Genomic DNA, 13543 nt, shown 5'->3' with positions numbered 1-13543 from the left:
CGGGACGCGCATGAACGTCTATTTGCTGCAAGTCATCAATGGCGTCGGGATCGGGATGCTGTACTTCCTGCTCGCCGTCGGGTTGTCGATCATCTTCGGCCTGTTGCGCTTCGTGAACTTCGCGCACGGCGCCTTCTACCTGCTCGGTGCCTATTGCTGCTATCAGGCGCTGCAATGGGGTCTGTCGTTCTGGCTCGCGCTGATCATCTGTCCCATCGTCGTGGGCGCGCTCGCGTGGGTCGCCGAGAAAGTGCTGCTCTCGCACATCTACGAGAAAGCACACGAATTCCATATCCTCGTGACGGTCGGCCTCGCGCTGGTCGTGCAGGAACTGGTCATCATCGTCTGGGGCCCGCTGGGCGACAACGTGGCGGTGCCCGAGGTGCTCGACGGCGTCGTGATGTGGGGCAGTTTCATCTATCCGAAGTACCGCCTCTTCCTCATCGGATTCACCGCCGTGTTCGCCGCCGTGCTCTGGTGGCTGCTCGAAGGCACACGTCTGGGCAGTGCCGTGCGCGCAGGCAGCGAGTCGTCGGAGATGGTGTCGTTGCTCGGCATCAACGTGTTCCGCGTGTTCAGTCTCGCCTTCGCGCTGGGGGCCGGCACGGCAGCGCTCGCGGGTGTGCTGGCCGCACCGGTGCGCGGCGTTGAACCGTTCATGGGCATCGAGGCGCTGGGCATTGCCTTTGTCGTGGTCGTCATCGGCGGCATGGGCAGTTTCGCCGGTGCACTCGTGGGCGGTCTTGTCATCGGCATCGTGCAGAGTCTGATGAGCACGATCTGGCCGGAAGGCGCACGACTGATGATTTACGTGGCGATGGCAGCAGTGCTGCTCATGCGTCCGCACGGCCTGCTCGGGAGAGGATGATGCTGGTACGTTATCGATTTTGGCTGCTCGCCGCCGCCGTCACACTGATCCTGCCGGTCACGCTGTCTTCGGGCACGCTCGCGACCGAAGTGCTCGTCTACGCGCTCGCCGTGCTCGGCTGCAATCTGCTGCTCGGCTACACCGGCCTGCTCTCGTTCGGACAAGGCATCTTCTTCGGTCTGGGCAGCTACACGCTGGGCATCATGCTCACGCGCACCGCGTTGCCCATGCCGCTCGCCATCGTCATCTCGATCGTGCTGGGCGCGGTGATCGCAGCGGTCGTCGGCAGTTTTGCGATACGGCAGAAGGGCACCTACTTCGTGATGCTCACGCTGGCCTGCGCACAGATGTTCTACTTCCTCGCCTACACCGCGACCGAATGGACCGGCGGCGACAACGGGCTGCTCGACATTCCACGTAAATCGCTCGCGCTCGGCGGCAAGACGCTGATCCCGCTGGAGACGCCGTGGCAGTACTACACCTTCGTCGCGGTCATCTTCCTGATCGTTTTCGCGGTGCTGCTGCGTGTGGCCGATTCCGTGTTCGGACGCACACTGCTCGCCATTCGCGACAACGAGACGCGGGCCGCCGCCATCGGCTATCACGTGAAGACGTTCAAGCTCGTGGCGTTCGCCATCTCGGGCGCCGTCACGGCGCTCGCCGGCGCACTGCATGCGTTGATGACCGGCATTGCACCGCTGTCCAACATCGAGTACCACACGAGCGAGATGATCCTCGTGATGACGGTCATCGGCGGCACGGGCAATCTGTTCGCGTCGGTGCTCGGCGCCGCGTTCTATGTGCTGGCCGCCGACTGGCTCTCCACGCTCTGGCCGCGCTGGCTGCTGTTGCTCGGCCTGCTGCTCATCGCCGTGAGTCTGTTCATGCATCGCGGCTTGTGGGGCGTCGGGGAATCGCTGTGGTACCGCATTGCCGGCAAGCGCGGCGATGCCAACGGCAAACTGGATACGCAGGGAGATGCGACATGAGCGACGCCCCGAACGTGCTTATAGAAGCGAGCGGCATCGTCAAACGCTACGGCAAGTTCACCGCGCTGCATGGCGTGGATCTGCGTGTCGCACCGCGCACGGTGCACTCCGTCATCGGTCCGAACGGCGCGGGCAAAACCACGCTGTTCCATATGCTGACCGGCACGGTGCCGGTCTCGGGCGGACGCATCGTGTTCGACGGTCACGACGTGACAACCGAAGCCGACTACCGACGCGTGCAGCGCGGCATCGCCCGCTCGTTTCAGGTCACGGCGCTATTCCAGAACCTGTCGGTGCGCGAGAACCTGCGACTGGCCGCGCTGGGCGTGACACCGCGCCGCGCACTCTCGTGCTGGCGCAAGGCGGATGGTCCACGCGCCTGCGCCACCATCGTCGACGATGTGCTCACACGGCTCGCGCTCACGCGTCATGCCGACACTGCGGCGGGCGCGCTCTCGCACGGGCAGCAACGCCGCCTCGAAGTCGGCATGGCGCTGGCGGCACGGCCCAAGGCGATCTTTCTCGACGAACCGACGTCCGGCATGGGCATCGACGATCTCGACGACATGAAGCAACTCATCCGTGGCCTGCGCGACGATCACACCGTTGTACTCATCGAGCACAACATGAACATCGTGATGGACATCTCCGACACGATCACCGTCATGCAGCAGGGCCGCGTGCTGGTCGAAGGCAAGCCGGACGCCATTCGCGCCGACGACCGTGTACGCGCCGCCTATCTCGGCAACATGATTACCGGAGGCCGCGCATGATTCTCGACGTCGCAGGCATTCACAGCTATTACGGCAAGAGCCACATCCTGCAAGGCGTGACGATGAGCGTCGGCGATGGCGAACTCGTCACGCTGCTGGGTCGCAATGGCGCGGGCAAGTCGACCACGCTCAAGACCATTGCCGGCGTAGTCACGCCCAAGGCGGGCAGCATTTCGTTTCTGGGCAAGCCCATCGCCGGGCAGCCCGCGCACCGCATCGCAGCGAAGGGCGTGTGTTTCGTGCCCGAGCATCGCGGCATCTTCAAATTGCTCACCGTCGAAGAGAATCTCAAACTCGGCGCGCGACGCGATTCGCCGTGGCAGCTTGCCGACATTTACCGCATCTTTCCGCGCCTTCAGGAACGCCGCAAGAACGGGGGTGCACAACTGTCCGGCGGCGAGCAACAGATGCTCGCGATCGGCCGCGCGCTGATGAATCACCCGCGCCTGCTCATGCTTGACGAGCCGGTCGAAGGCCTCGCACCGGTGATCGTCGAAGAGATCGTGGCGCAACTGAAACTCATCAAGCAGGCCGGCGTCGCCATCCTGCTCGTCGAACAGAATCTGGAAGTCTGCACGCAGCTCGCCGACCGGCACTACATCGTCGAGCAAGGCGTGATCGTGTACGGCGCGGACAATGCCGCGTTTCTCGCCGACGAGGTCGTCAAGGACCGGTATCTCGGCGTGGGCGTGGCGTGAGCCACGCCGCTCTCACTCTCCGACGCGCGTCGCCAGGCCGTTAGGCGAGCGCGCCATTCTGCCAACGCCTGCGTCAGCGTGAACCGCGCGGCGCATGCCCTGAAGGACTTGTGAACATGGAACGTCTCGATCAACCGGCTGCCGCAGTGCGCATCGACGGCGCGCGCCTGTGGGACAGCCTCATGCACCTCGCGCAAATCGGCGCGACCGCGAAGGGCGGCGTCTGTCGCCTTGCGCTGACCGATCTCGACCGCCAGGGTCGCGATCTGTTCGTCGCGTGGGCGAAGGAAATCGGCTGTACCGTGCGCATCGACGCCATCGGCAACGTCTTCGCGCGCCGCGCCGGCCGTAACGACACGCTGCCCCCCGTCATGACCGGCAGCCACATCGACACCCAGCCGACCGGCGGCAAGTTCGACGGCAACTACGGCGTGCTCGCCGGACTGGAAGTGCTGCGCACGCTGAACGACAACGGGATCGTGACCGAAGCGCCGCTCGAAGTCGCCGTGTGGACCAACGAAGAGGGGTCGCGCTTCGTGCCCGTGATGATGGGCTCGGGCGTCTATGCCGGCGCCTTCACGCTGGATCACGCGCTCACGCAAAAGGACCACGACGGGGTGAGCGTCGCCGAGGCATTGCGCAGCATCGGCTACGCCGGTACCGAGTCGGCGCTTGGGCGCCCGGGGGCTGTCGGCGCGTATTTCGAAGCGCACATCGAACAAGGCCCGGTGCTCGAAGCCCACGGGAAAACCATCGGTGTGGTGCAGGGCGCACTTGGCCAACGCTGGTACGACGTCACCATCACCGGCATGGAAGCGCATGCCGGCCCCACGCCGATGGAATTGCGCCGCGACGCGCTGCTTGCCGCCGCGCAGTTGATTCAGGCGGTGAACCGCATCGCATGCGAACACGCACCGCATGCGCGTGGCACGGTCGGCTGGATCGACAACTACCCGAACTCGCGCAACGTCATTCCCGGGCGCGTCAAACTCTCCGTGGATCTGCGCGCCGCCGACGACGCGACGCTCGACGCCCTGAACGCGAAGCTCCGCGCCGAGTGCACGGCGTTGAGCACGAAGGGCATCGACGTCGCCATCGAGCAGGTCGTGTACTTCCCGCCGCAGCCTTTCGCGTCGGAACTCGTCGAGGCGATCCGCGATGGCGCGAAAGCGCTGGGCCTGTCGTCGATGGATGCCATCAGCGGCGCAGGGCACGACGCGGTGTATCTCGCCCGCGTGGCGCCCACAGCCATGATCTTCGTGCCGTGCAAGGATGGCATCAGCCACAACGAAATCGAAGACGCCGATCCGGCGCACCTCGAAGCCGGTTGCAACGTGCTGCTGCAAGCCATGCTGCAACGCGCAGGAGGTGCCGCATGAAAGTCATGATCGCGCGGATGAATCACGAGACGAACACGTTCTCGCCGGTGCCCACGCCGCTCGAAGCGTTCGGCAATCATGGGCCGACGTATGACGAGGCCGCCTATCGCGACAACAAGGGCATGCGCACGGCGATGGCCGCGTTCCTCGATCTGGCAGAAGCCGCCGGCGCCGAGGTGGTGACACCTGTGTCGGCCGGGGCCAACCCGAGCGGACCGGTGGCCGCGAGCGCCTATGACGAACTGTGCCGCCGGATCGTGGCAGCAGCGAGCGGCGTCGATGCCATCCTGCTCGATCTGCACGGTGCGATGGTCGCCGAGAACAGCGACGACGGCGAAGGCGATCTGCTTGAGCGCGTGCGCGCTGCCGCACCCGGCACGCCGATTGCCGTGGCGCTCGATCTGCATGCGAACGTCACGCCGAAGATCGTGAACAACGCCGATATTGTCGTGGGCTTCAAGACGTATCCGCACGTCGACATGTACGAAACGGGCGAGCACGCGGGGCGTCTGCTATTCGAGATGCTGGCGGGCAAACGACAGCCCAGGGTGGTGTGGCAACAACCACCGTTGATGGTGCACTCGCTGCGCAGTACCAGTCATGGCGGTGCGATGAAACGCGCCCTGGATGCGGCCCGTCGCGCGGAGGCCGAGGAGGGCATTCCAGCAGTGTCGGTATTCTCCGGCTTCTCGCTCGCCGACATTCCGGCCCCGTGCATCAGCGTTGTGGTGACGGCGGATAGCAGTGATGCGGGGGTGGCACGCGCGCAGGCCGTTGCGGATCGCATTGCCGCACAGGTGTGGGACGAGCGCGACGGCTTCGTTTATCGCAGCGCACCGCTGGCCGAGTCGATTGCCGAAGCGAAACAGTTGGCCGAAGGCGCCGACAAACCGGTGCTGCTGCTCGATCACAGCGATAACTGCATGTCAGGCGGCACCTGCGACACGATGGATGTGCTCGAAGCGGCGCTCGCGGGCGGGCTGACGGGGATTGGCGTCGGGCCGTTGTGCGATCCGCAGGCCGTAGCGACGCTGATCGCCGCAGGCGAGGGCGCCGAGGTCACGCTCGCCCTCGGCAACAAACGTGCGCTGACACAGTTGGGCATCACCAAGACGCCGCCGGTGCTCACCGGTATCGTGCGCAAGATCAGCGACGGCGAGTATGTCGTCACCGGACCGACGTACACCGGTCAACGCTGCTACATGGGACGCACCGTGCTGTTCGATATCGGCGCGGCGCGCATTGTGGTGACAGAGCGCACGCACGAACCGTGGGACCACGGGGTGTTCACCTGCGTTGGCCTCGATCCGCGCAGCGAACGCTTCCTGCTGCTCAAGTCGCGCATGTACTGCCGACCGGTGTTCGTGCCGATTTCGGCGGGGCTGGTGGAGTGCGACAGCGATGGTGTGACGAGTTCGAACTACGCGCTGTTTCCGTTCTCGCGCGTGAATCGTCCGGTGTATCCGCTCGATATCAGCGCAACGTTCGGGCGTTCATAAGGGCGGGCACCGAACGAAAAAGGCGACGACGGCATCCGTCGTCGCCTTTGCGGCATCGTCAAACTTCGGTCGGTGCTTAGTCGTCGAGCGCCTTGTTGCCGGTCTCTTCGAACATCGACACGGCGATGAGCGAGATGATCACGCAGACGATCATGTACCAGGCCGGCGCCATCTTGTTGCCGGTCACACGAATCAGCCAGCCGGCAACGAGCTGCGCCGTACCGCCGAACACCGACACGGCAATGGCATATGCGCTCGACATGTAGCCCGCGCGCAGATGCTTCGGAAAGTTCTCCGGCATCAGCGCATACGCCGGCGCCGAACCCATCGTGTAACAAAGCATCAGCACGATCAGCGCAGCGAGTACCACCGGCAGCGACGGGAAGTGCGTCATGATCCAGAACGCCGGGTACAGCAGCACGATGAGGCCCACACGGCCGATGATCGTGAGCGGCTTGCGACGCCCCATCTTGTCCGACCATGCGCCATAAATCGGGCACATCACCAGCGAGATCGTGCTGGCGGCAACGCCCGCGAGCATCGACATCTTCGGCGGCAGACCCAGGTACTGGATGCAGTAGGTCGGCATGTAATACATCATCACGTAAGTCGAAACCGACATGCCCATGATCGAGAAGATCGTGAGGAACCAGTTACGTACGTACAGGCCACGCTTGGGATCGTCGCGACCGGCCACGGTCTTCGGCTTCGGCGGCTCTTCCTGAATGTGACGGCGCAGGTAGATCCCGACCGGCGCGATCAACGTCCCCAGCAGGAACGGGATGCGCCAGCCCCAGCTATGCATGGTGTCGTCCGAGAGCAGGAAGCCGAGGCTTGCCGCCAGACCCGAGCCGAGCAGGGCGGCTGCGCCCTGACTCGCCAACTGCCAACTGGCACGAAAACCTCGGCTCTTCGCGCCGCCCATTTCCAGCAGAGTGGCCGTTGCCGCGCCAAACTCGCCGCCTTGCGCGAAGCCTTGCAGCAACCGGGCGGCGACGATCAGCAACGGCGCCGCCAGACCGATCTGCGCGTAGGTCGGCGCAAGACCGATGGCTACCGAGCCGAGCGCCATCAGACCGATGGTCAGGGTGAGCGCCGGTTTGCGGCCGGCACGGTCGGCATAGCGGCCGATCACGATACCGCCGAGCGGACGCATCACGAAGCCCACCGCGAACACGGCGAACGCCAGCAACGACGACGTGATGGGATCGTCCGCCGGGAAGAACTGCTTGCCGATGGTCAGAGCAAAATAGCTGTAGACCGTGAAGTCGAAGAACTCCAGCAGGTTACCGATGACCGCGGCGAAAACGATCTTGCGCTGCTGCGATGGACTCATTGGCACCGGCTGCGCGCCGTCAGCCGGAAACGATTGCGTTGCGATGCTCATGCGCGATCCTTGCTCAGAAAGCGTTCGACCAGACGCGTCCAGAAGGCGGCCCCGATGGTCAGATTGTCGTCGTTGAAGTCGTACTTGGCGTTGTGCAGCATGGGCTTGCCTTCGCCGTTACCCAGACGAATGAAGCAGCCCGGCACCTTCTGCAGGTAGTAGGCGAAGTCTTCGCTGCCCGCGATCGGCGGGAACGGCGAGATGATGTGCTCGGCGCCAACCAGTTCTTGCGCCACGCTGCGCGCGAATTCCGTCTCCGCCTCGCTGTTCACGAGCACCGGATAGCCCCGGATGTACTCGATGTCGGCGCTCGCGCCGTAGCCTTCCGTATGCGACTTCACCAGCGCGCGGATGCGTTCTTCGAGCGTGGCGCGCACCTTCGGGGAGAACGAGCGCACGCTCATCTCCATCGTCGCGTCTTCGGGAATCACGTTCGGCGCAAAACCGGCGTGGAACGTGCCGACCGTGACCACGGCCGCTTCGGTCGGGTCGATGTTACGAGCGACCACCGTTTGCAGCGCCATCACGAGACTGCTGCCGATCACCACCGGATCGATGGCGAGGTGCGGGCGGGCCGCATGACCGCCACGCCCGTGAATGCGGATCTTGACGGTGTCGCACGCGGCCATCAGCGGGCCGGCACGGAAACCGAAGGTGCCCGTGGCCACGCCCGGATGATTGTGCAGGCCGAAGATCGCTTCGCACGGGAAACGCTCGAACAGTCCGTCAGCAATCATTTGCTCGGCGCCGCTGTTCGAACCGGCTTCTTCCGCCGGCTGGAAAATCAGATGGACGGTGCCGTCGAAATTGCGCGTCTTCGCGAGATGTTGCGCGGCGCCCAGCAACACGGTCGTGTGGCCGTCGTGGCCGCAGGCGTGCATCTTGCCGTCGTGCACGCTGGCATAAGCGAGGCCGGTCTGTTCGTGAATCGGCAGCGCATCCATGTCGGCGCGCACGCCCACGGTACGACCACTCGTGCCCACGGTGAGCGAGGCCACCACGCCGTGCCCCCCGACGTTACGCGTGACCTGATAGCCCCAGCTTTCGAGTTTCTCCGCCACGTAACGCGACGTGTCGACTTCCTCGTAGGACAACTCGGGGTGTTGGTGGATATGGTGACGAATGTCGGCCAATTGCTCGCGGGCATCGGCCAGATCGCCGACTTCGCAATAGCGAATCTCGCTCATCGGGGGCTCCTCTCTTTTGAATAACGCGGAGTATTGCACCGACGAAAATCTCGACCCATGACGCAAACCACGTCAAAATGTTGCTCTGAAGTCAACAATCGATGGCGGCACGACGCCCTCAGGATGTCGGTATCGATGAAAAAAACCAGCGTTGATTCAAAGACTTGATGAGTTTTCCGGCCACTTTCCGAGCCCCCGCGGCAGTCACCGGCGCCATGCCCTGGTCAGGTCGACGTCATCTCTCGAACGCATTCGAGCCCCAACAGTGAAACGAACATGACAAACGAGTCGTGGATGGACGACATTGGCGAGCGCCCGCTCAAATATCTCGCCGAAATTGCCTCGACAGGCGGTGTGCGCATGGCTGCCGAAGCACTGGGCGTGAATCCGTCCGTGGTCAGCCGACAGATCGCGGCGCTGGAGCGGCGTTTGCGTTTTCCGCTGATCGAGCGGCGCGGACGCAACGTCAGCGTGACCGAGATCGGACAGGTGCTCATCGACTATTACCGCGACGGCCAGCGTCGTCAGCGCGATCTGTCGGCACGGCTGGAGGAATACCGGCATCTGAAGCGCGGCAGGGTCGCCATCGGCGTGGGAGAGGGTTTCATCGGCCGGCTGATCGCGCAGGCCTTGCAGCGCTTTTCGATGAGCTATCCGGACATCCTCGTCGAGATTCGCTCCGGCCCTACCCCCGTGGTGCTCTCGCTCGTGCGTGACGATGTCGTCGATATCGGATTGTGCGCACGCTCGGCAGACGATCCCGCGATGCGTATTCATCCGTTCGCAGCAAAGGCATTGTGCGCGGTGGTCGCGCCCACACACCGCTTCGCCAAGATGCCGAGCGTGCCGCCCTCGGAACTGGCGCACGAGCGGCTCATCTTCATGACCGAGGCGCACGGCGTACAGCACTTCGTGCACTCGGTGCTCGACACTGCGCGTCTGAACGTGATTCCTGCCTATCGCGTCGATCTGTTCAACACTGCGCAGACGCTCGCGGCGGCCGGCCTCGGCGTAGCTTTCATGTCGGCAATCACCGCGCGGCGTGGCATCGAACTCGGCGAGTTGGTTGCCGTGCCCATCGACCATCCGATTGCGACGGGTTTCTCCAGCCAGATGATGACGCGCGTGGGACGGCGTCTGTCGCCTGCCGCCGATCACCTCTGGAAACAACTCGCGCAAAGTCTTGCCCACCGCTGATCCGGCCACACCGCGGAACGTGACGCCAAGGCGGAATGCTGAAGCGCGATGCCGCAGATGGCGTATGATCGGCCGGGTGTTGGATATTCCTGCCTGTTAGATGACGACCGACTCGAACCAACCCGCCCACCGGCGACTCCGTGCGCGCTTCGTCGCGATCTCCTGGCGCGATCTCGCCGTGTCTTTCGGCCCTGTCGTGCTCGTCTCGATTGCGGCCATCTGGCTCGCCGTATGGCTGGTGAAGCCGGCGCCGCCGCGCACCGTGACCCTCAGTGCCGGGCCGGAAGGCAGTTCCTTCTGGAACGCCGCGCAACGCTACAAGACTATCCTCGCGCGCGACGGCATCACGCTCAACGTGCTCCCCTCCGAAGGCTCGCGCCAGAACGTCGAGCGGCTCGCCGACGAGAAGCAGAACGTCGACCTCGGGCTGGTGCAGGGCGGTGTTTCGCAAGGCCTCGATGTCGATGGCCTCGTCTCGCTTGGCAGTGTCTTCTACGCGCCGATCTCCGTGTTCTATCGCGGCGAGCGCGTGACCAAACTGTCGGACCTGACGGGCAAGCGCATTGCCATCGGTCGCGAAGGCAGTGGTGCCCGTGCGTTGTCGCTCACGCTGCTCAAGGCCAACGGCATCGAGCCGGGCGGCTCGACGACCCTCACCGCTTACGACGGGCAAGAGGCAGCGCAGGCGCTGACCGACGGCCGTGTCGACGCCGCCATGCTCACCGGCGACACCGCCACCGGCCCGACCATGGGCAAATTGATCCGCACCCCCGGCGTGCATCTGATGGACTTCGCGCAGGCCGATGCGTACACGCGTCGCTTCACCTATCTGAATCAGCTCACGTTGCCGCGCGGCGTCTTCGACCTCGGACGCAACCTCCCGGCACATCCTGTACACGTCATCAGCCCGACGGTTGAGCTTGTGGCGCGCGACAGCCTGCATCCGGCGCTCTCTGACCTGCTGATCGAAGCTGCGAAGGAGGTGCACGGCAAGGCCAATGTGTTGCAACGCGCCGGCGAATTCCCGTCGGCACAGGTGCACGAATTCCCGATTTCCGACGACGCCGCGCGTTACTACCAGTCAGGCAAGGGCTTCCTGTACCGACATTTGCCGTTCTGGATTGCGAGCCTCGCCGACCGCATCGTTGTGCTGCTGGTGCCGATCATCGTGGTGTTGATTCCGGCCTTCCGGCTGGTGCCGTCGCTGTATAGCTGGCGCGTGAAATCGCGGTTGTACCGCTGGTACGGCGCGCTGATCGCGTTGGAACGCGAAGCGCTAGCCGACGATGCGCACACCGAATACCGTAGCCTGCGCCACCGGCTCGATGCCATCGAAGCCGCCGTGAACCGCCTGAAGATTCCACTGGCCTACGCCGATCAGTTTTACGTGCTGCGCGAGCACATCGGCTTCGTGCGCCAGCGCCTCGACGCCATGAATGCCGAGTCGAATGCCACCGGTGACGTGGCGTCTGGCGCAGGAGCCACCGGCGAAGAAGGCGTGCGCGGCGCGTGAGCATCTCAAAGTACTGCTTATGCAATTCATAACCAGTACCAGCTTTTCTTATGAATCGGCACGGCGCAAACTGCTGGCAGTCCTGGGCCTGCTGCTGAAAGCCGGCTCACTGTGAAATTGGCTATCCGGAATGCCGTGGAAATCGGCTCAGTGCCGAGGTGGTGGAATGGGGCAACTTTTCACCCGTCAGCGGTTCGCACGTCGCTCGGGGTCCGCTTTCTTCCCTTTTCAGTAGCTTATAGGGTATCAAATGAAATTATTCTGATAGCACATAAGCTAGCAATTATTTGCATCTTGCTTGCCCATAGGCTACTATATTTTTGTTTTTTGTTAGCTCGTAGGCAAGCAAATGAATGCAAGGATGAATCAACTCCGGCTCGAACAAGTTCAGAAATCGACCGAAGCGTATGCCGAATTGACGAAGCGCCGGGCGCCACCTCGGGGCTGGTTGAAGCTCATTCGAGAATCACTAGGCCTGACAGAGCGGCAACAGGCCGAGCGCCTAGGCATCTCTGCGCCGACACTGCATAAGTCCGAGCAAGCGGAAGCGGATGAACGAATCACGCTAGGGCAACTGCGCAAGCTGGCAGAAGGATTGGACTGTGAGCTCGTGTATGCCCTGGTACCCCGCAGGCCACTCACGCAAGTGGTCATAGAGCGGGCGCACGCCATCGCACTGCAGGAAGTCGGCGGCGTAGCACACACCATGAGTTTGGAAGACCAACGCCCGACAACTGAACGCCTTCGCCAACAGGTTGACCAACGCGCACAAGAGTTGCTTCGCGGTCGATGGTCAGCACTATGGCGATAAATTTTGACGAGCAAGAGGGGCAAACACCTCTCGATCCCGACGAAGTTGCTGGATTAAAACCAACGCACTTGGCCACGAAGAGTGAGCTTAACGACTGGGAGCAGGAGAACATCCTCGCGGCAGTGACCTGGCTTCGCAGTGCCCGCAAGCTGGAGGTGCTCAGTGAAGATTTCTGCCGCACACTGCACAAGAAGATGTTCGATAAAACGTGGGCTTGGGCCGGTACATTCCGAAAGTCCGATAAAAACATCGGATGCGATTGGACACAGGTGAGCGTCAGGCTGCGCGACCTTTTCGACAACGTGCGCTACTGGGTCGAAAACGAGGTCTTCCCACCGGATGAAATCGCGACCCGATTTCATCGTGAGTTGGTCTGGATTCACCCGTTTCCCAATGGAAATGGTCGACACTCGCGAATGATGGCTGATGCGCTTTTGCGAGAGATGAAAGCCTCTCCATTCACGTGGGGCGGTGGGGGCAACCTCGTCGAAGCCGACAACGCTCGCGCGCGATATTTAACCGCGCTGCGCGCTGCCGATAGCGGTGACTACACGCTGTTGCTCGCCTTCGTTCGCAGCACCGCATAAGTTTAACGAGCGAGTTTCATTAACGAACGCGTTCGCTGGTAGAAAATCAACGTCCTGACCTTTTCGTATGCCGTCATCTTCCTCCCACGCATCCGGTGCACCACAACGAATCGGCGTCAAACTGGCGCGCTGCGCATGCGCGGTACGCGCCGTGCGCGACGACGACCTGCCCGCCATTACGGCGATTTACGCCCATCACGTGCTTACCGGTTCCGCATCGTTCGAGGAAGTGCCGCCCGACGAGACCGAGATGCGCGCACGTTGCGCGAAGGTGCTCGACGCCGGGCTGCCGTACCTCGTTGCCGAACGCGATGGCAAGGTGCTCGGCTACGCGTATGCCACGCACTACCGGCCGCGCTCGGCCTATCGGTTCACGCTCGAAGACTCGGTGTACATCGCCTCCGACGCCACCGGACAGGGCGTTGGCCGCGCGTTGCTGCTCACCCTCATTGCACGTTGCGAAGCGGGGCCGTGGCGGCAGTTGATCGCGAACGTCGGCGATAGCGGCAACGCGGCGTCGCTCGGTCTGCACACGGCGTGCGGCTTCGTGCCGGCAGGCGTGCTCAAGTCCGTCGGCTTCAAGTTCGGCCGCTGGGTCGACACCGTTCTCATGCAACGGCCGCTCAACGCGGGCGATACGACACTCCCTGAATGA

13 protein-coding genes are annotated in these 13543 nt (G+C 63.3%); 11 read left to right on the top strand and 2 right to left on the bottom strand.

Features of this window, described 5'->3' with window-relative positions; translation table 11 throughout:
* The first annotated feature begins 10 nt into the window (after positions 1-10).
* The 6 genes from PI93_RS00740 to PI93_RS00715 all read left to right on the top strand — a co-directional run bounded on the left by PI93_RS00740 (position 11) and on the right by PI93_RS00715 (position 6206).
* Positions 11-868: a branched-chain amino acid ABC transporter permease gene (locus tag PI93_RS00740; RefSeq protein WP_039375071.1), complete on the top strand. Its 858-nt coding sequence runs from the start codon at positions 11-13 to the stop codon at positions 866-868.
* Positions 868-1857 carry a branched-chain amino acid ABC transporter permease gene (locus PI93_RS00735; RefSeq protein ID WP_039375029.1) on the top strand — a complete coding sequence of 330 codons (990 nt, stop codon included), beginning with the start codon at positions 868-870 and terminating at the stop codon, positions 1855-1857. Before PI93_RS00740 ends, PI93_RS00735 begins: the two co-directional genes overlap by 1 nt.
* Positions 1854-2630: an ABC transporter ATP-binding protein gene (locus tag PI93_RS00730; RefSeq protein ID WP_039375028.1), complete on the top strand. Its 777-nt coding sequence runs from the start codon at positions 1854-1856 to the stop codon at positions 2628-2630. Before PI93_RS00735 ends, PI93_RS00730 begins: the two co-directional genes overlap by 4 nt.
* Positions 2627-3328 carry an ABC transporter ATP-binding protein gene (locus PI93_RS00725; protein WP_039375026.1) on the top strand — a complete coding sequence of 234 codons (702 nt, stop codon included), beginning with the start codon at positions 2627-2629 and terminating at the stop codon, positions 3326-3328. The genes PI93_RS00730 and PI93_RS00725 overlap by 4 nt, the downstream gene beginning before the upstream one ends.
* A gap of 116 nt (positions 3329-3444) precedes the next feature.
* Positions 3445-4707 carry a Zn-dependent hydrolase gene (locus tag PI93_RS00720; RefSeq protein WP_039375024.1) on the top strand — a complete coding sequence of 421 codons (1263 nt, stop codon included), beginning with the start codon at positions 3445-3447 and terminating at the stop codon, positions 4705-4707.
* Positions 4704-6206 (top strand): M81 family metallopeptidase, encoded by a 1503-nt coding sequence (locus PI93_RS00715; RefSeq protein WP_039375022.1) that lies wholly within the window; start codon positions 4704-4706, stop codon positions 6204-6206. Before PI93_RS00720 ends, PI93_RS00715 begins: the two co-directional genes overlap by 4 nt.
* Positions 6207-6282: 76 nt before the next feature.
* Here PI93_RS00715 and PI93_RS00710 read toward each other — a convergent pair whose 3' ends face one another.
* The gene (locus tag PI93_RS00710; protein WP_201278418.1) at positions 6283-7593 is read right to left on the bottom strand and encodes an MFS transporter; all 1311 of its coding nucleotides are present in this window, start codon (positions 7591-7593) and stop codon (positions 6283-6285) included.
* A complete protein-coding gene (locus tag PI93_RS00705; protein WP_039375020.1) occupies positions 7590-8780 on the bottom strand; it encodes a M20 aminoacylase family protein in 1191 nt (396 codons plus the stop codon). The genes PI93_RS00710 and PI93_RS00705 overlap by 4 nt, the downstream gene beginning before the upstream one ends.
* 276 nt (positions 8781-9056) lie before the next feature.
* Between PI93_RS00705 and PI93_RS00700 the strand changes: the two genes are divergently transcribed.
* From PI93_RS00700 to PI93_RS00680, 5 genes are all read left to right on the top strand, one after another.
* Positions 9057-9977: a LysR family transcriptional regulator gene (locus tag PI93_RS00700; RefSeq protein ID WP_039375019.1), complete on the top strand. Its 921-nt coding sequence runs from the start codon at positions 9057-9059 to the stop codon at positions 9975-9977.
* Positions 9978-10077: 100 nt separating this feature from the next.
* Positions 10078-11490 carry a TAXI family TRAP transporter solute-binding subunit gene (locus PI93_RS00695; protein ID WP_052241075.1) on the top strand — a complete coding sequence of 471 codons (1413 nt, stop codon included), beginning with the start codon at positions 10078-10080 and terminating at the stop codon, positions 11488-11490.
* A 349-nt stretch (positions 11491-11839) separates the two neighbouring features.
* A complete protein-coding gene (locus PI93_RS00690; RefSeq protein ID WP_039375017.1) occupies positions 11840-12301 on the top strand; it encodes a mobile mystery protein A in 462 nt (153 codons plus the stop codon).
* Complete coding sequence (locus PI93_RS00685) at positions 12280-12888, top strand: mobile mystery protein B (protein WP_236105689.1); 609 nt, start codon at positions 12280-12282, stop codon at positions 12886-12888. Before PI93_RS00690 ends, PI93_RS00685 begins: the two co-directional genes overlap by 22 nt.
* 67 nt (positions 12889-12955) lie before the next feature.
* On the top strand, positions 12956-13543 hold the full coding sequence (locus PI93_RS00680; RefSeq protein WP_080759477.1) for a GNAT family N-acetyltransferase: 588 nt from the start codon (positions 12956-12958) through the stop codon (positions 13541-13543).

Source organism: Pandoraea fibrosis (assembly GCF_000807775.2).
Lineage (GTDB): Bacteria > Pseudomonadota > Gammaproteobacteria > Burkholderiales > Burkholderiaceae > Pandoraea > Pandoraea fibrosis.
The sequence above is the reverse complement of the archived record's forward strand: the minus strand, read 5'-3'. Positions and strand labels throughout refer to the sequence as shown.

Excerpts from the sequence above, each read along its gene's own strand:
- PI93_RS00740 (WP_039375071.1), top strand. The coding sequence starts at position 11 with ATGAACGTCTATTTGCTGCAAGTCATCAATGGCGTCGGGATCGGGATG.
- PI93_RS00735 (WP_039375029.1), top strand. The coding sequence starts at position 868 with ATGCTGGTACGTTATCGATTTTGGCTGCTCGCCGCCGCCGTCACACTG.
- PI93_RS00730 (WP_039375028.1), top strand. The coding sequence starts at position 1,854 with ATGAGCGACGCCCCGAACGTGCTTATAGAAGCGAGCGGCATCGTCAAA.
- PI93_RS00725 (WP_039375026.1), top strand. The coding sequence starts at position 2,627 with ATGATTCTCGACGTCGCAGGCATTCACAGCTATTACGGCAAGAGCCAC.
- PI93_RS00720 (WP_039375024.1), top strand. The coding sequence starts at position 3,445 with ATGGAACGTCTCGATCAACCGGCTGCCGCAGTGCGCATCGACGGCGCG.
- PI93_RS00715 (WP_039375022.1), top strand. The coding sequence starts at position 4,704 with ATGAAAGTCATGATCGCGCGGATGAATCACGAGACGAACACGTTCTCG.
- PI93_RS00710 (WP_201278418.1), bottom strand. The coding sequence starts at position 7,593 with ATGAGCATCGCAACGCAATCGTTTCCGGCTGACGGCGCGCAGCCGGTG.
- PI93_RS00705 (WP_039375020.1), bottom strand. The coding sequence starts at position 8,780 with ATGAGCGAGATTCGCTATTGCGAAGTCGGCGATCTGGCCGATGCCCGC.
- PI93_RS00700 (WP_039375019.1), top strand. The coding sequence starts at position 9,057 with ATGACAAACGAGTCGTGGATGGACGACATTGGCGAGCGCCCGCTCAAA.
- PI93_RS00695 (WP_052241075.1), top strand. The coding sequence starts at position 10,078 with ATGACGACCGACTCGAACCAACCCGCCCACCGGCGACTCCGTGCGCGC.
- PI93_RS00690 (WP_039375017.1), top strand. The coding sequence starts at position 11,840 with ATGAATGCAAGGATGAATCAACTCCGGCTCGAACAAGTTCAGAAATCG.
- PI93_RS00685 (WP_236105689.1), top strand. The coding sequence starts at position 12,280 with ATGGTCAGCACTATGGCGATAAATTTTGACGAGCAAGAGGGGCAAACA.
- PI93_RS00680 (WP_080759477.1), top strand. The coding sequence starts at position 12,956 with ATGCCGTCATCTTCCTCCCACGCATCCGGTGCACCACAACGAATCGGC.